General features: G+C 70.8%; 14 protein-coding genes and 1 tRNA gene. 8 read left to right on the top strand and 7 right to left on the bottom strand.

The window, feature by feature from the left end; genetic code table 11:
- Positions 1 to 4: 4 nt before the first annotated feature.
- The gene (gene aceE / locus LLS1_RS03505) at positions 5 to 2,731 is read right to left on the bottom strand and encodes a pyruvate dehydrogenase (acetyl-transferring), homodimeric type (RefSeq protein WP_226653632.1); all 2,727 of its coding nucleotides are present in this window, start codon (positions 2,729 to 2,731) and stop codon (positions 5 to 7) included.
- A 225-nt stretch (positions 2,732 to 2,956) separates the two neighbouring features.
- Between aceE and LLS1_RS03500 the strand changes: the two genes are divergently transcribed.
- Complete coding sequence (locus tag LLS1_RS03500) at positions 2,957 to 3,430, top strand: peroxiredoxin (RefSeq protein WP_223356328.1); 474 nt, start codon at positions 2,957 to 2,959, stop codon at positions 3,428 to 3,430.
- Between the two features lie 39 nt (positions 3,431 to 3,469).
- Positions 3,470 to 3,542: transfer RNA gene (locus tag LLS1_RS03495), tRNA-Val, on the top strand.
- A 113-nt stretch (positions 3,543 to 3,655) separates the two neighbouring features.
- On the opposite strand, the gene LLS1_RS03490 is transcribed toward LLS1_RS03495, so the two are convergent.
- Together LLS1_RS03490 and LLS1_RS03485 are read right to left on the bottom strand one after the other, a co-directional pair.
- Positions 3,656 to 4,126: a GNAT family N-acetyltransferase gene (locus LLS1_RS03490; RefSeq protein ID WP_226653631.1), complete on the bottom strand. Its 471-nt coding sequence runs from the start codon at positions 4,124 to 4,126 to the stop codon at positions 3,656 to 3,658.
- A gap of 96 nt (positions 4,127 to 4,222) precedes the next feature.
- The gene (locus LLS1_RS03485; protein ID WP_226653630.1) at positions 4,223 to 5,806 is read right to left on the bottom strand and encodes an ABC-F family ATP-binding cassette domain-containing protein; all 1,584 of its coding nucleotides are present in this window, start codon (positions 5,804 to 5,806) and stop codon (positions 4,223 to 4,225) included.
- Positions 5,807 to 6,142: 336 nt separating this feature from the next.
- Between LLS1_RS03485 and LLS1_RS03480 the strand changes: the two genes are divergently transcribed.
- From LLS1_RS03480 to LLS1_RS03465, 4 genes are all read left to right on the top strand, one after another.
- On the top strand, positions 6,143 to 6,898 hold the full coding sequence (locus tag LLS1_RS03480; RefSeq protein WP_226653629.1) for a methyltransferase: 756 nt from the start codon (positions 6,143 to 6,145) through the stop codon (positions 6,896 to 6,898).
- Positions 6,899 to 6,923: 25 nt separating this feature from the next.
- A complete protein-coding gene (locus tag LLS1_RS03475; RefSeq protein WP_226653628.1) occupies positions 6,924 to 7,994 on the top strand; it encodes a zinc-ribbon domain-containing protein in 1,071 nt (356 codons plus the stop codon).
- Positions 7,995 to 8,064: 70 nt separating this feature from the next.
- Positions 8,065 to 8,484 carry a VOC family protein gene (locus LLS1_RS03470; RefSeq protein ID WP_226653627.1) on the top strand — a complete coding sequence of 140 codons (420 nt, stop codon included), beginning with the start codon at positions 8,065 to 8,067 and terminating at the stop codon, positions 8,482 to 8,484.
- A 170-nt stretch (positions 8,485 to 8,654) separates the two neighbouring features.
- Positions 8,655 to 9,497, top strand: a complete 843-nt coding sequence (locus LLS1_RS03465) for a class II glutamine amidotransferase (protein WP_226653626.1) — start codon at positions 8,655 to 8,657, stop codon at positions 9,495 to 9,497.
- 25 nt (positions 9,498 to 9,522) lie between these two features.
- Here LLS1_RS03465 and LLS1_RS03460 read toward each other — a convergent pair whose 3' ends face one another.
- Both LLS1_RS03460 and LLS1_RS03455 read right to left on the bottom strand, forming a co-directional pair.
- Positions 9,523 to 10,011, bottom strand: coding sequence for an FBP domain-containing protein (locus LLS1_RS03460; protein ID WP_226653625.1), 489 nt, complete (start codon positions 10,009 to 10,011; stop codon positions 9,523 to 9,525).
- A gap of 172 nt (positions 10,012 to 10,183) precedes the next feature.
- Positions 10,184 to 11,503, bottom strand: coding sequence for an acyltransferase (locus LLS1_RS03455; protein WP_226653624.1), 1,320 nt, complete (start codon positions 11,501 to 11,503; stop codon positions 10,184 to 10,186).
- Between the two features lie 119 nt (positions 11,504 to 11,622).
- On the opposite strand from LLS1_RS03455, the gene LLS1_RS03450 reads away from it, so the two are divergent.
- A complete protein-coding gene (locus LLS1_RS03450; protein WP_226653623.1) occupies positions 11,623 to 12,321 on the top strand; it encodes a hypothetical protein in 699 nt (232 codons plus the stop codon).
- A gap of 31 nt (positions 12,322 to 12,352) precedes the next feature.
- Here LLS1_RS03450 and LLS1_RS03445 read toward each other — a convergent pair whose 3' ends face one another.
- On the bottom strand, positions 12,353 to 13,384 hold the full coding sequence (locus LLS1_RS03445; RefSeq protein WP_226653622.1) for an NAD-dependent epimerase/dehydratase family protein: 1,032 nt from the start codon (positions 13,382 to 13,384) through the stop codon (positions 12,353 to 12,355).
- A gap of 144 nt (positions 13,385 to 13,528) precedes the next feature.
- On the opposite strand from LLS1_RS03445, the gene LLS1_RS03440 reads away from it, so the two are divergent.
- Entirely contained in the window at positions 13,529 to 14,413 is an 885-nt protein-coding gene (locus LLS1_RS03440) for a helix-turn-helix domain-containing protein (RefSeq protein ID WP_226653621.1), read from the top strand.
- A gap of 3 nt (positions 14,414 to 14,416) precedes the next feature.
- Here LLS1_RS03440 and LLS1_RS03435 read toward each other — a convergent pair whose 3' ends face one another.
- Complete coding sequence (locus LLS1_RS03435) at positions 14,417 to 15,409, bottom strand: LacI family DNA-binding transcriptional regulator (protein ID WP_226653620.1); 993 nt, start codon at positions 15,407 to 15,409, stop codon at positions 14,417 to 14,419.
- Between the last annotated feature and the right edge of the window lie 65 nt (positions 15,410 to 15,474).

Genomic DNA, 15,474 nt, shown 5'->3' with positions numbered 1-15,474 from the left:
GTCGTCAGGACTCGCCGCCCGCGGAGCCGGTGGTCCCGGCGTTCACGTCGTGCAGCAGGTACTTCTCGATCGCCCAGGCCGGCGCGTTCGGGTCGACCTGCCCCCGGGCCGCAAGCAGCTCCAGGGTGCGGACGACGAGCGACGGGCCGTCGATCTTGAAGAACCGGCGCGCGGCGGCGCGGGTGTCCGAGAAGCCGAAGCCGTCGGCGCCGAGGGTCGCGTACTCACCGGGCACGAACTGACGGATCTGGTCCGGCACGGCGTGCATGTAGTCGGTGACGGCGACGAACGGGCCCTCGGAATCCTGGAGCTTGCGGGTGACGTACGGCACCTGCTTCTCCTGCTGGGGGTAGAGGAAGTTGTGCTCCTCCGCCGCCAGGCCGTCGCGGCGCAGCTCGCCCCACGAGGTGACGCTCCACACGTCGGCCGACACACCCCAGTCCTGAGCGAGCAGGTGCTGGGCCTCCAGCGCCCACGGCACCGAGACGCCCGATGCGAGCAGCTGGGCCTTCGGGCCCTGCTGCTGTCCGGCGGCCAGCTTGTAGATGCCGCGGACGATGCCGTCCGCATCCACGCCCTCCGGCTCGGCCGGCTGCACGATCGGCTCGTTGTACACCGTGAGGTAGAACATGACGTTCGGGTCGGGGTGGTTGCCGCCGTACATGCGCTCGAGTCCGGCGCGCACGATGTGGCCGACCTCGTAGCCGTACGCCGGGTCGTACGAGACGACCGCGGGATTCGTGTTGGAGAGCACCAGGGAGTGGCCGTCGGCGTGCTGCAGGCCCTCGCCGGTCAGCGTGGTGCGGCCGGCGGTGGCACCGATCATGAAGCCGCGCGCCATCTGGTCGCCGGCCGCCCAGATCGCATCGCCGGTGCGCTGGAACCCGAACATCGAGTAGAAGACATAGACCGGGATGAGCGGCTCGCCCTGCGTGGCGTACGAGGTGCCCACGTTGGTGAACGCCGCGAGGGCGCCCGCCTCGTTGATGCCGACGTGGATGATCTGGCCCTGAGGGCTCTCCTTGTAGGCCAGGAGCAGCTCGCGGTCGACCGAGGTGTAGTGCTGGCCGTTCGGGTTGTAGATCTTCGCGTTCGGGAAGAACGCGTCCATACCGAAGGTCCGCGCCTCGTCCGGGATGATCGGCACGATGCGGTGCCCGAAGTCCTTCGAGCGCAGCAGATCCTTCAGCAGCCGGACGAACGCCATCGTGGTGGCGATCTCCTGCGTGCCGGAGCCCTTCTTCGCGATCGCGTACGCCGAGTCCTCTGGCAGGTTCAGCGGCGTGTACTTCGTGCGCCGCTCGGGGAGGTATCCGCCCAGCGCGCGGCGGCGGTCGTGCAGGTACTGGATGGCCTCGTCCTGCGGTCCCGGGTTGTAGTACGGCGGCAGGTAGGGGTTCTCCTCGAGCTGCGCGTCCGTGATCGGGATGCGCATGGCGTCGCGGAACGTCTTGAGGTTGTCCAGCGTCATCTTCTTCATCTGGTGGGTCGCGTTGCGGCCCTCGAACGACGGACCGAGGCCGTAGCCCTTGATGGTCTTCGCGATGATGACGGTGGGCTGGCCCTTGTGCTCCACGGCTGCCTTGAAGGCCGCGTAGACCTTGCGGTAGTCGTGGCCGCCGCGCTTGAGGCCCCAGACCTGGTCGTCGCTGTAGTCCTCGACGAGCTTCAGGGTGCGCGGGTCGCGACCGAAGAAGTTCTCGCGCACATAGGCGCCGTTCTCGGTCTTGTACGTCTGGTAGTCGCCGTCGGGTGTCTGGTTCATCAGGTTGACGAGCGCGCCGTCGGTGTCGCGGGCGAGCAGGTCGTCCCACTCGCGGCCCCAGATCACCTTGATGACGTTCCAGCCCGCGCCGCGGAAGTAGCTCTCCAGCTCCTGGATGATCTTGCCGTTGCCGCGCACCGGGCCGTCGAGGCGCTGGAGGTTCGCGTTGATGACGAAGGTCAGGTTGTCGAGCTTCTCGTTGGCCGCGACCTGCAGCTGACCGCGCGACTCCACCTCGTCCATCTCGCCGTCGCCCAGGAACGCCCAGACGTGCTGGTCGGAGGCGTCCTTGATGCCGCGGTTGGTGAGGTACTTGTTGAGCTGCGCCTGGTAGATCGCGTTGATCGGGCCGAGACCCATCGACACGGTCGGGAACTGCCAGAACTCCGGCATCAGGCGCGGGTGCGGGTACGACGACAGGCCGCCGCCGGCGTGCGACTTCTCCTGGCGGAATCCGTCGAGCTGGTCGGCGCTGAGCCGGCCCTCGAGGAACGCGCGGGCGTAGGTGCCGGGGGAGGCATGGCCCTGGATGAAGATCTGGTCCCCGCCGCCCGGGTGGTCCTGGCCGCGGAAGAAGTGGTTGAAGCCGACCTCGTAGAGGGCCGCGCTCGAGGCGTACGTCGAGATGTGGCCGCCGACGGCGATGCCGGGACGCTGCGCGCGGTGCACGAGGATGGCCGCGTTCCAGCGGATCCACGCCCGGTAGCGGCGCTCGACCTCCTCGTCGCCAGGGAACTCCGGCTCGTTCTCGGGCGAGATGGTGTTGATGTAGTCCGTTGTCGGGACCATCGGAACACCGAGGTGCAGTTCTTTGGAGCGCTTGAGCAGGCTCAGCATGATTTCACGAGCACGCTCGTGGCCGTGAGCCGCAACCAGTGCGTCGAGGGATTCCTGCCATTCGGCGGTCTCCTCCGGGTCCGAGTCGATGTTGTTCACCGAGTACGGGTCCTGGTCGTTTACAGTCACCCTCGACCTCTTTCTTGTGTCGGATGGATCGTGGACGGCTCGCACCGCTGTCGGTTCACGACAAACGAGCGGGCACCATCGATCAGCCTAGCCTCACTCCGCCCCTCCCTGTGACCGCGTCCTTGGCACGCGGAGCTGGCCGGTCTATGCTGTCTCCTCGTGCGCCTGCGCGAGCCTCCTGGTCCCGTGAGGCGACGCGGGCGACGAAAGGACGACTCACACCTCATGGCTCTGGAGAACGACACCCAGGCTCCCGACTTCGAGCTGCTCAACCAGCACGGCCAGCCCGTGCGCCTCTCCGACTTCCGTGGCCGCAAGGCGGTCGCGCTCGTCTTCTTCCCGCTCGCCTACTCGGGCACCTGCACCGGCGAGCTCTGCGCCCTCCGGGACAACCTCGCCCTCTTCGACGACCACCGCGTCGAACTGCTCGCGATCTCCGTCGACTCGAAGTTCACCCTGCGCGCCTGGGCCGAACAGGAGGGCTACGACTTCAGCCTCCTCGCCGACTTCTGGCCGCACGGCGAGATCGCCAAGGAGTATGGTGTCTTCCTCCCCGAGAAGGGCTTCGCCAACCGCGCGACCTTCCTCATCGACGAGTCCGGCATCATCCGCGCCTCCTTCATCACCGCCCCCGGCGAGGCTCGCTCCCTCGACGCCTACCGCGCCGCCCTCGAGCAGCTGCCCGTCCACGTCGGCTGACCGGCCGCGTGCCGCGCCGCCACTAGGCTGGGGGCACAAGGGCCTTTAGCTCAGCTGGTAGAGCGCCACGTTTACACCGTGGATGTCGTCGGTTCGATCCCGGCAGGGCCCACAGTTTTTCGCACCGTTCCTCCCCGTCCGCTTCCGCGTCCGCGGTTTGGACCAAATGTGGGGAATGTGTGTCGGGTTCCCCACATTCGGTCCAAATCGGCCCGCCGTTCGCGGTCAGGGGAGGCGGAAGAGCAACTCCGTCACGTCACGGCCGACGCCGGGAGCGTAGGAGGTCTCCTGCCCGATCTGTTCGAAACCGTTCCGCTCCAGGACCGTCCGAGATCCCGGATTCGTCTCGGCGACGCGGGCGTATAGCGGGCGGGTCAAATCCTCGGTGAGGAACAGCTCCAGAGCTGCGGTGGCGATGCCTTCGCCCCAGTGCTCGGGATCGACCCAGTACGAGATCTCGCGATCGCCCTCCATCCAGAAGCTCGCGATCGTGCCGACGAGATCGCCGGACCGTTCGATCGCCCGGATCAGGTTCGTCTGTTCGGCGCGAACCCCGCGGTAGTGCGCGTCGAAGGCGGCGCGATCGCCGGGGTCGCTGCGGGTGAACGCCGCCATTCTGACGCCGGCGGGGTCGCTCTCCCACACGAAGACCGTGCCCAGATCGGCATCGTCGAGCCCCCGAAGTCGCACTGCCATCGCCGACTCCCTCATCCTTCGCGTCCGGAGATTGTCTCATTCGTGCCGAATGGCGTGAAAATCGGCGGCATTCACGACATTCGGCACGAAGGTGTGTCAGGCGAGGGCGCCGGAGGGGTCGAGGGTGAGCGTGGTGTCGATGCCGACGCGGGCCAGGAAGCGCTCGTCGTGGCTCACGATCAGCAGCGCGCCCCGGTAGGCGTCGAGCGCCTCGGCCAGGTGCTCGACACTCGCGATGTCGAGGTTGTTGGTCGGCTCGTCGAGCACGAGCAGCTGCGCGGGAGGGTCGGCGAGCAGCAGCCGGGCCAGCGAGAGCCGGAACCGCTCACCACCGGAGAGGGTCCGCACTGGGCGGTCGGGCGCGCCGCCCCGGAGCAGCAGCCGCGCGAGCTGGTTGCGCACGTCACCGGGCGGCGTCCGCGGGGCGACGGCCCGCACGTTGTCGATCGCGTTCGCCTCGTCGTCCAGACCGTCGAGCCGCTGCGGGAGGTAGCCGACCCGGTCGGTCAGCAGCTCGGCGTCAACCGGGCCGGGCGCCGCCTCCGGGTCGCCCAACAGCCGACCGACCAGCGACGATTTTCCTGCACCGTTCGGCCCGACGAGGGCGACCCGCTCGGGGCCTTGGATGACCACCGTGCGGTGTCCGCTCCGGAACTCGGCGATGCGCCTCCCGCGCGGCACATCCGGGTCGGGCAACACGAGATGGATGTGCTCCTCGTCGCGCACCAGAGCATCGGCGGCATCCACCGCCGCCTGGGCGGAACGCACCTTGTCGTCGAGCGTTCCGCGCAATGCGCCCGCCGCGTTCTGCGCCTTGCTCGCCCGGGCACCCGCCAGGATCTTCGGGATGCCGCCGTCGCGCTGCGTCTTCGCGCCCGTCCTCTCGCGCCGCGCGAGCTTCACTTCCGCCTCCGCCCGCTGGCGCTTCTCGACCTTGAGCGACTGCTGCGCCGCCGGGGCGGCCTGAACCGCGGCGGCCTGTGCGCCGTCCCGGTGCTCCCGCCAGGCGCTGTACGGGCCGCCAAACGACTCGAGGTGGCCGGCGTGCAGCTCTGTCGTCGTCTCCATCCGTTCCAGGAGGTCGAGGTCGTGGCTCACGACGACCAGGGTTCCCGGCCACTCGTCGATCAGCCCGGCGAGCACCTCACGGGTAGGTCGATCGAGGTTGTTCGTGGGCTCGTCGAGCAGGGTGATGGGCGTGCGCGCGAGCCGTAGACCGGTGAGGGCGATCAGCATCGCCTGGCCGCCCGACAGCGCGGCCACGCGACGGCCGAGGTCGGCGGCGGAGAAGCCGATGCGGTGGAGGGCTTCGTCGGCGCGCGCCTCGATGTCCCAGTCGTCGCCGATAGTGTCGAAGTGCTGCGGATCGACGTCCCCGCTCTCAACGGCGGCGATCGCGGTGAGGACGCCGTCAATGCCGAGCAGGCGCGCCACCGTCGCGCCGCCGTCGAGGGTGAGCGTCTGCGGGAGGTAGCCGACCTCGCCGACGGTGTCGACATGTCCCGAGGTGGGAGTGAGGACGCCGGCGATGAGCCGGAGCAGTGTGGACTTGCCTGCCCCGTTCCGCCCGACGAGCCCGGTGCGTCCGGGAGCGAAGGTGCCGCTGACGCCGGTGAGCGCGCTCGCACCGTCGGGCCAGTCGAAGGCGACGTCGTGCAGGGTGATGGATGTGATGGACATGGAGATGCTCTCTGTGCGCGACCCGCGGGCGTGCGGCGGGCGAAGGATGCGGGGTTGACGGCGCGAGTCGGCGGGCGAGGCTCGGAACCTCGGTGCAGCGACAGGTGCGCAGACGGAACGACGGAGGCGCTACCCCCGGAGCGGTCGACACCGGTGCGACCCGGCGGACACAGTCAGGGGAAAGCCGCCCGGAGAAGGGGCGGTCACCGACGCGGGAGCAGCCCTCCCGCGGGTGGAAGCCACCGGCGCACCGGTGGCTAGAGTCTGTCGACCTCGATCTCCATGACCCCGAGCCTAACAGCCCGGCCCGGGGAGCCGCCTGCGTAGACTCGCGTCATGCCCGAGGGAGCGTACCGCTGGTTCGTCTACGCCGAGTTGGCGCTCGCGGCCGTCACGTTCGTCGCCCTGTGCTTCATCGTGGCGCCGTACGGCGGACGGCACGGGCGCAGCGGGTGGGGGCCCACCGTCCCGGCCCGCGTCGGCTGGATCGTGATGGAGAGCCCCGCGTCGATCCTGTTCCTGGTCTTCTACCTGCTGGGGGCCCATCGGGGCGAGCTGGTGCCGCTGCTCTTCCTGCTCCTGTGGCAGGCGCACTATGTGCAGCGCGCGTTCGTCTACCCGCTCCTGATGCGCTCGGGATCGCGGATGCCGGTCGCGGTGATGCTGCTGGCCATCCTGTTCAACCTGCTCAACGCGTGGGTCAACGCGCGATGGATCTCGGAGTACGGCTCGTATCCGACCGCGTGGCTGGCGGATCCGCGGTTCTGGATCGGCGTGGTGCTGTTCAGCGCGGGCTACGCGCTGAACGTCTCGTCCGACCGTGTTCTGCGCAGGCTGCGGGGCGACGGGCGCGGCGGGTACCGCATCCCGCACGGCGGCGGCTTCCGCTTCGTCTCCAGCCCGAATTACCTCGGCGAGATGGTGGAGTGGACGGGGTGGGCGATCGCGACGTGGTCGCTGGCGGGTGCGTCGTTCGCCCTCTACACGATCGCGAACCTCGCGCCGCGGGCGCTGGCGAACCATCGCTGGTACCGGGAGACGTTCCCCGATTATCCCGCAGGCCGCCGAGCACTGCTGCCCTACGTGCTGTGACGGTGGTCGCGCATAGGGTGACGGCGTGCCGGAGAACGTCGAGCAGTGGTGGGCCCGTCGCCAGTGGTCCAAAGGAGTCGCCGTGCCCTACTCCGTCGGCCGCTATCGCGGTGACTGGGAGCGCTACCCCACACTCATCCGCCAGTACCATCCCGACCTCAACCACGGCATCGTCCTGACCCAGGTTCCGCCTGCGGCGGACGTCTATCTGCTCTGGGAGTGCGACTCCGGGCACCGTTTCATCGCCACACCCGCCGAACAGCGCGCTCGGCCGAGCGGCACACGCCGCCGTTCGGCCTGGTGCCCGTTCTGTGCCGAGGCCGCCGTGCCGCGCCGCGTGCGTCCGGCCGCGGATCCGACGGCCACACCGCACCAGTGCGGACACGCACGGGATCCGCGCCGGCTCGAGAGCGACCCGGATGACGACCGCTGCTGGCTCTGCCGCCGGCTCGATCGCACGCGCATGACGCGGGAGGAGCTGGTGACCCTGGCGGCGCCGGGCTCGCGCGCGGCGGTGTCGGCCGAGAACAGCTCCGCGGCGACGCACTCGTGGCAGTGCGCCGAGGGGCACCCGGCGTTCCGGGCCAGCATCGAGCGCATCATCGACGGGCGCCGCTGCCCGGTCTGCCGCCACGCCCGCGAGGGTGCGGGCCGGCGCGCCGTGGGGGAGGCGTTTCACAGCCGTTACGCACCGCCGCCCGCGTCGGCGGCCGAGCCGGCCCTGAAGCAGCGCCTCGCCGACCGGCTGGCCGTGGATCTCGACTGCAACGCCGTGCGGGTCGCGCGTCCGTTCCACTCCCACCTGGAGGTCTGGCCCGACATCGTCATCCCGGAGCTCCGGATCGCGATCGAGTACGACACCACGGGGCGGCACGGCCTCGAGCACGTCGGCCCGCGCGAGGCGTCGGATCGGAGGAAGGACCGCCTGCTGCGCGCCGCCGGGTGGGAGGTCGTGCGCGTGCGCTGCAGCCCGCTGCGGCCGATCGGCCCCTTCGACATCGTGGCGGGAGCAGTGTCGGCGACCGTGGTCGAGCGCCTCCTAGAGCGCTTCGGCGAGATCCGCGGCGACCTGCTGGTGGCCGCCTACCTGCGCTGAACTCCGCCCTCGTGCGACCCGCCGGCACTGGGTACGCTGAGGAAGGAACCGTCCGGACGAAGGAGACCCGATGTCGACGCTCAACCCGTACCTCAACTTCCGCGGCCAGGCCCGGGAGGCCATGGACTTCTACGCGTCGGTCTTCGGCGGAGACGTCACCCGCAGCACCTTCGCCGAGTTCCAGGTGAGTCAGGAGCCGTCGGAGGCCGAGTGGATCATGCACTCGCAGCTGGTGACGCCCGCCGGCTTCACGCTGATGGCCGCCGATGTCCCCTCTCATATGGAGCTCGCGGACGGCTCGAGCATCTCGGTCTCGCTCAGCGGGGACGATGAGGCCGAGCTCACCGGCTACTACGAGAAGCTCATCGAGGGCGGCACGGTCGTCGAGCCGCTGTCGAAGGCGCCGTGGGGTGACAGCTTCGGAATGGCGATCGACCGGTTCGGCACCCAGTGGCTCGTCAACATCGCCGGAGCCCCGGCGCAGAGCTGACCTCCGGCGCAGAGCTCGCCTCCGGCGCAGAGCTGACCTCCGGCGCAGAGCTGACCTCCGGCGCAGAGCTCGCCTCCGGCCCTGTCTGGGCGCGGCCGCGGCTCGGCCGGGCATTCCCGCGGACCCGGTCACGGGACTAGGGTGGCGCCGATCCGTCCGGAGGTGTGCGCATGTGCCGTTGGCTCGCTTACTCGGGAGAGCCGCTCAGGCCCTCCGTCCTCGTCCTGGACGCGCAGCACTCGCTCGTCGCCCAGTCGCTCAACTCGCCGTTGGGCGCCGAGACGGTGAACGGCGACGGCTTCGGTTTCGGCTGGTATCCGGAGGGGTCGACCGCCGGCAGCGTTCCCGCTCTCTTCCACAGCATCGAACCCGCCTGGCACGACGAGAACCTCCGGGAGCTGACCGAGTCGATCACCAGCCCGCTGTTCTTCGGGCATGTGCGCGCCGCCAGCGGGCCGCCCATCCAGCGCACGAACTGCCATCCGTTCCGGCACGCCAACTGGATGTTCATGCACAACGGCTTCCTCGACAGCTTCACGAGCATCAAGCGCGACCTGACGTTCTCGGTCGACGAGTCGCTCTACCCGTCGATCCGCGGCACCACGGACTCCGAGGTGCTCTTCTACCTGGCATTGACCCTGGGCCTGCAGGAGGATCCGGTGGGGGCGATGGGGCGCGCCATCCGGCGGGTCGAGGACCTGGGGAGGGCGAAGGGGATCGCGTTCCCCGTGCAGGGCACCATCGCGCTGTCGGACGGCGCGACGCTCTGGGCGTTCCGCTACTCGACCTCGCATCGGAGCCGGACGCTGTTCCACTCCGTGGCGATCCCGGCACTGCGGGAGATGTACCCCGAGGCCGACCGGCTCCACCAGTTCGGTGACACGGCGAAGGTGGTCGTCTCCGAGCCGCTCAACGATCTCCCGGGGGCGTTCGTGGAAGTGCCGGAGTCGACCGTCGCCATCCTGGACGACTCCGGCTTCCACCACGAACGTTTCCTGGACGACGGGGAGTGACCGCCCGCCCCGTGCCGGCGGCGGCTCAGCCCTCGCCGAGCACCCGCCGCACGAACGCGTCGACGCGCTCGCGCAGGGTGTCGACGCGCTGCTGACGCGCCGCCTCGACATCGAACCCGATGTAGGCGGTCGCCGGCCGCTTGCGCGCGTTCACCGAGCACTCGAACGCGGAGCAGACCAGGGTGCCGAGCGTGTTGCCGTCGCGACCCGCTTTGCCCGCGCGCTTGGCGACGTAGAAGACCACCTCGTTGGGAAGGTGGACGTCTTCGCACCAGGAACACTGCGGCCGGGCGCGGACGGAGCCTTCGGCGCGCCGCAGCAGCACGCCGACGGGCTCGCCGTCGACGATGGCCACGACGTAGCCGACGTTCGGGAGCTTGCGGTCCCGCCAGGCGAGGAAGTCGATGTCGTCCCACGCGACCGCGTCGAGGTCCGGGAGGGAGAGCTCCTTGCGCTCGCGCAGGGAGGCGTTGACGAAGGAGGCGCGGATGCGCGCGTCCGTGAGGGTGTGCATGAGGATGCCTAACGTGTCGAGAAGTCTGTCCTGAGAGAAGGGCGCGCACGACGGCACGCCCAGTGTCACCGAGCGGGGGGACAGGGCTATCTCACGCCGGCGCGCAGGGCGCCGACGACCTCCAGACGCCCGGAGGGCCGAGGGGAGCAGAGAGAAGACACGAGACGGGAGTCTACGCCTCCACTGCGGCAGCGTCGACCGCGCGTCCGTCCCGGCACAGCGCGAGCGCGGCGAGTCCGCTGACGAGGCCGAGCATCGCGAGCGCGCCATCGAGGCCCAGGCACATGATGAGGAACGGCGGCACGGTGGCGATGAGCGCGGCGGCGTTCACGCGCCGCGCTCGCGGAGGGATCGTTCCGGCGCGGGCCGGTGTGCGTTCGAACCGGCCGACGACGAGGGACAGCGCGAACACCAGCGTGAGAGCGACGAGGAGGACCAGGGGGCGGGTCCCCCACCAGGCGGCGCTTCCGGGAGAGGGCACCGGGAGCGGAAGCAGCAGGGCCACGCCGGTCACGACGATGATGCACGGGAGGTGCCAGAGGTAGACCGTCATGAGCCGGCTTCCGACGAGGAAAGTCACCGCGCGCGCCGCGCGCGTGCGCATGACGGCGGAGAGCGCCGGGTGGATCAGGGCGAGGACGCAGATCTGTGCGACCCCGAGGAGCCCGAGCGCGAAGCGCGGCGGGTACTGATTCGTGAGCATGTCGGGCGCGTACATCCCGGCGGCGACACCCGCCGCGAGCAGCACGACGGCGGCCGCCGCGATGCCCCCGAGCAGGAGCCGCGGGGCGCGGAGGAACACCCCGTCTGCGTAGAGGAAGCCGAGCTGCTGGACGAACAGCCACACGAACAGGACGTTGACGAGGCCGATCACGTCGATTCCTGTGGCGGTGCGCACCGCGTCGACGATCAGGGCCGCTCCGGCGAGCGCGACGAGCGTGCGGACGGGTGCCCGCTCGTGGAGGCGCGCCAGCAGTGGAACGCACCACTGGCACAGCAGGTACGCCGCGAGGAACCAGAGGGGCGTGCCGACGCCCTGCGCGACCCCGGCGACGAGTCCCCCGGGGACACCGGCGACCAGCGCGATCCCGATGGCGCCCGCGAGCGCGGCGAAGAGGGGGATGGTCGGCCGGACCAGGCGGACGACGCGCGTCCGCACGTAGTCGGCAGCGGTGCCTCCCCGCCGCCGCAGGGAACGCCACGCGGTGAGCGACGCGAACCCGCCGAGCACGAAGAACAGCGGCATCACCTGGCCGAACCAGGTGGCCACCGGGAACCAGGCGAGCTCGGTGAGGGGCTTGCTGATCACCAGCGCCCCGGTGGCGTCGATCCCCACGCCGACCATCAGCAGGTGGGCGATCACCACCATGAGCACGCAGAAGACGCGGACGCCGTCGACGGCGAGGTCACGCCCCGCGAGGTCGGGACCGGCGGACGGGATTCGGCCGGCCCCCGGCCGGGACGAGCGGGCGGGTGCGGTGTTCCTGATCACGGCGGCCTCCTGGTGCTGGGTCGTTCGCGCCAGCGTATGGCGGGGTCGCACCCGTCAGTCACCGTGCTGCCACGGAACCCGGCACCGTGATCCGCGCCGACCCGGCGTATGGTCGAGCGGTGGACGACGAAGACGACAGCAGGGCGCGCGATGTCGCGCCCGAACACCGCTGGCCCGCGGTGATCGCGACGCTCGTCGCCCTCGCCTGCTACGCACTGCTCCCGAGCGTCGTGCCCGCGCTGGAGCGGTACCTCGTGGTCGGCGTCTGCCTGCTGATGCTCGTCGCCCTGATCATCTACAACCCCCACCGGCTCAGCCGGGAGTCGCGCTGGTCGCGCTGGGCGGAGTTCGCCCTGGCGCTGCTCATCCTCGTCGTGAATCAGGTGGCGTTCGTCGAGACGATCGTGCGGCTGCTCAACCGCCACGGCGACGGGGCGGACATCCTGCTGGCCTCCCTGCAGGTCTGGGTGACGAACGTGATCGCCTTCGCGCTGGTGTTCTGGACGATGGACCGCGGCGGACCGGTAGTGCGCGTGACACGACCGCGCCACGAGATCCCGCTGGCCGACTTCCGGTTCCCGCAGGACGAGGACCAGGACACCGTCGAGGAGGTCGCGCGCGGGTCGAGCAGGAGGCTGGATTGGGTCCCGAACTACGTCGACTACTTCTACTCATCGCTATCGAACTCCATGGCCTTCAGTGCGACCGACGCGATGCCGCTCACTCACCGGGCCAAGCTGCTGATGGCGCTGGAGTCGTTCTCCGGGTTCGTTCTGCTGGCGCTCGTGATCGCACGCGCCGTGTCCCTGATCGGCTGACCGGCTCATGCGCCGGCCGGCAGAGTGCACCTCAGCCGCCCAGCCCGCGCGCGAGCATGCTCTCGCCCGCCGCGGTCACGGCCTCCTGCCAGCTCCGTGGTCGGACCCCGAGGATCCGCCGGGCCTTCTCGCCGGAGACCTTCTTGCGGTAGCCGAGCTCGTCGGCCAGCGGGCGCAGACCGGGGTCGGCCTGTGCCGCGGCACGGACGACCTCGGAGGGCAGGGAGGCGGTCGGCACCCTCGGGGCGCGGTCGCCGAGGGCGCTGCGGAGCGCGGCGCCCACGTCGGCCAGGGGCACGGCATCCTCCTGGCTGGTGAGCAGGAGACGTTCGCCTGCCGCGCCGTCCGCCGTGAGCGCGGCGATATGCGCCGCGGCGACATCCCGCACGTCGACGATCGGCACGGCGACGTCGGGGTAGCCGGGCAGCGCACCGGTGAGCACGCGGCGCACCAGGTTGTTGGCGCCGGAGAGTCCGTCACCGATCAGGGGGCCGACGACGGCGACGGGGAGGATGGTGGTGAGCTCGATACCCGCCCCCGCCCCGGCGGCGAACTCCCACGCGGCGCGCTCCGCGAGCACCTTGCTGCGCCCGTACGCGTCCATCCCGGGGCCGTCGAGCACGGACCAGTCGTCCTCGGTGAAGGCGCGGTCGAGCGGAGGGTGGCCGAAGCCGACCGCGTGGAAGGCCGAGGTGACGACGGCGCGGCCGATCCCCGCGTCGCGGGCGGCCCGCAACACGCGAAGCGTGCCCTCGCGAGCGGGAGCGATGACCTGCTTCTCGTCGGTCACCGGGCCGAGGTGGACGGGCGATGCGACGTGAAGGACGCCGTCGACCCCCTCCATCGCCCTCGCCCATCCCGCGTCATCCAGCAGATCGGCCGCGGTGAACGCGAGGGCATCGTCCCTCGTCATCCCGGCGTCGCGTAGGGCGGTGCGCACCGCCGGCTCGCGGTCGAGGGAGCGCAGGGTGGCGCGCACCTCCGCCCCGCTGTCGAGCAGTTGCAGGATGAGGTGGCCGGCGATGAACCCGGAGCCTCCGCTGACGAGGACGCGTCGCGTCATGGGCAGTCCCTTCGTGGGCCGCCCGGCACGGGCGGGTTGGATGTCCCGATCGTCCTGCGTGCGGCCCGGCGCATCCAGGGCTCCCGCGACACTGGTACCCGCGGGGACAGGCACGGCGCACCGGACGATGAGTACCGTGGGGGAATGGACGGCGACACGGATCGCGGCGAGCAGAACCTGCTGGGGCAGTTCCTCCGTGCGCGCCGCGAGCTCGTGGCGCCGGAGACCCTCGGCATCCCGGTGCACGGCACCCGCCGCGTCGCCGGGCTGCGGCGCGAGGAGGTCGCCCTGCTCTCGGGGATCAGCGCCGAGTACTACCTCCGGCTGGAACAGGGCCGCGACCGGCACCCGTCCGGGCAGGTGCTGCGCTCGATCGCGCGCGTCCTGCAGCTCGACGACGAGGGCACCGCCCACGTGCTGGGACTCGTGCGCGACGACGACCGGCCGCGGCGCCCGCGGCGGGCGCGCCCCGAGTCCGTCCCCCCGAGCCTGGCCGCCCTCGTCCCGCAGCTGCCGTTCCCGGCGTTCGTCGAAGGGCGGTATCTCGACGTGCTGTGCGCCAATCCGCTCGCCACGGCGCTGTCGCCCCGCCTCGTCGCGGGCCGCAACCGGCTGCGCGACGTGTTCCTCGATCCCGCCGAGCAGGCGCTCTTCCCGCAGTGGGAGGCCGCCTCCGCCGCACTGATCGCCGGATTCCGCCGGTCGGTGGGGGCCGACGCGGGCGACGCGCGCGTGGTCCAGCTCGTGGGCGAGCTGTCGATAGCGAGCCCGACGTTCCGGCGGCTGTGGAGCCGGCACGACGTCCGCGAACGGCAGGGCGGGACGCTGACCTTCCAGCATCCCGTTGTCGGCGCCCTCGCCGTGCACCGCGAGAAACTGCTGGTCACCGGGACCGAGGGGATCGTGCTGGTGCTCTACCATCCCGCCGGCGCAGACGGGGCCGAGCGGCTCGCGCTGCTGGGCGCCCTCGCCGCGGAGCCGGGACCCGTCGCCGATCCGCCCGTCCGAGTGGAGGGCATCCACCGCTGACGCTCAGCGGGCGATGATCGCGTACGGCACACTGTGGTGCGCGCCCGGCGGCAGAGCAGGCGCGCCCAACAGATCCAGGATCGTATCCGCCGCGTCCTCGACGCCCGGATTGACGGTGGAGAACGTCGGGATGTGGAAGCGGCCCTCTTCGATGCCGTCGAACCCCATGACCGCCACCCTGTCGGGCACCGCGATGCCCGCCGAACCGAGCGTGTAGAGCGCGCCGAGCGCGAGGCTGTCGCTGAAGCAGAACAGCGCGTCGAAGTCGACGCCGTCGTCCAGGAGTCGCTGCACCGCGCGGGAGCCCTCGGCGCGGTTGAAGTGCTCCACCGTGGCGAACAAGGCAGGATCGAGCGGGATGCCGGCGGTGTCGAGGGCCCGTCTGTACCCGTCGAAGCGGAGTCGGGAGGTCGCGCTCGGTCCGGCCTCCTGCACGCCGACGGCGGCGATGCGTCGGCGGCCCGCGTCGAGCAGGTGGACCGTCGCGGCGGCGGCGGCGGTGACGTTGTCGATGCCCACGTGATGCACTCCCGGGCCGACCAGCGCCTCCGCCTGCTCGCCGATCACGATGAGTGGCGGCGAGGGGGGGCGGTCGGCGACGTCCGCGGCGGTCAGCTGCAGAGGGCTCAGCACGATGCCGTCGAGCGCCGGGAATCCGACGCCGGACATCATGTCGAGCTCGGCGGCGTGCTCGCCGCCGGTCTGGGCGACGAGCACGGTGAGCGCACGCTGCTGGGCGCGCGCGACGAAGCGCGACGCGAACTCCGCGAAGTAGGGCTCGCGCAGGTCGGGGACGACGAGGGCGATCAGACCGCTGCGCCCGTTGCGCAGTTGCCGGGCCGCGAGGTTGGGGCGGTAGCCGAGCTCGTCGATCGCCGCCAGGATGCGCTCGCGCACGGCGTCGCTCACCCAGCCGGTCCCGTTGACCACATTCGAGACCGACTTGGCGCTCACGCCCACGCGCTCCGCCACATCGGCGAGCGTCACTCTCGGCATCGAGCCCCTCCCTTCACGTGCCGACGGCTTCTCGACGCGCCGTCCGACGACAACCATTTGACTCT

It is taken from the genome of Leifsonia sp. LS1 (assembly GCF_020521355.1).
Classification (GTDB): Bacteria; Actinomycetota; Actinomycetes; order Actinomycetales; family Microbacteriaceae; genus Leifsonia.
The sequence above is the reverse complement of the archived record's forward strand: the minus strand, read 5'-3'. Positions and strand labels throughout refer to the sequence as shown.

Bases quoted from the DNA above. Each gene is read 5' to 3' on its own strand.
- LLS1_RS03500 (WP_223356328.1), top strand. From the start codon at position 2,957: ATGGCTCTGGAGAACGACACCCAGGCTCCCGACTTCGAGCTGCTCAAC.
- LLS1_RS03490 (WP_226653631.1), bottom strand. From the start codon at position 4,126: ATGGCAGTGCGACTTCGGGGGCTCGACGATGCCGATCTGGGCACGGTC.
- LLS1_RS03485 (WP_226653630.1), bottom strand. From the start codon at position 5,806: ATGTCCATCACATCCATCACCCTGCACGACGTCGCCTTCGACTGGCCC.
- LLS1_RS03480 (WP_226653629.1), top strand. From the start codon at position 6,143: ATGCCCGAGGGAGCGTACCGCTGGTTCGTCTACGCCGAGTTGGCGCTC.
- LLS1_RS03470 (WP_226653627.1), top strand. From the start codon at position 8,065: ATGTCGACGCTCAACCCGTACCTCAACTTCCGCGGCCAGGCCCGGGAG.
- LLS1_RS03465 (WP_226653626.1), top strand. From the start codon at position 8,655: ATGTGCCGTTGGCTCGCTTACTCGGGAGAGCCGCTCAGGCCCTCCGTC.
- LLS1_RS03460 (WP_226653625.1), bottom strand. From the start codon at position 10,011: ATGCACACCCTCACGGACGCGCGCATCCGCGCCTCCTTCGTCAACGCC.
- LLS1_RS03445 (WP_226653622.1), bottom strand. From the start codon at position 13,384: ATGACGCGACGCGTCCTCGTCAGCGGAGGCTCCGGGTTCATCGCCGGC.
- LLS1_RS03440 (WP_226653621.1), top strand. From the start codon at position 13,529: ATGGACGGCGACACGGATCGCGGCGAGCAGAACCTGCTGGGGCAGTTC.
- LLS1_RS03435 (WP_226653620.1), bottom strand. From the start codon at position 15,409: ATGCCGAGAGTGACGCTCGCCGATGTGGCGGAGCGCGTGGGCGTGAGC.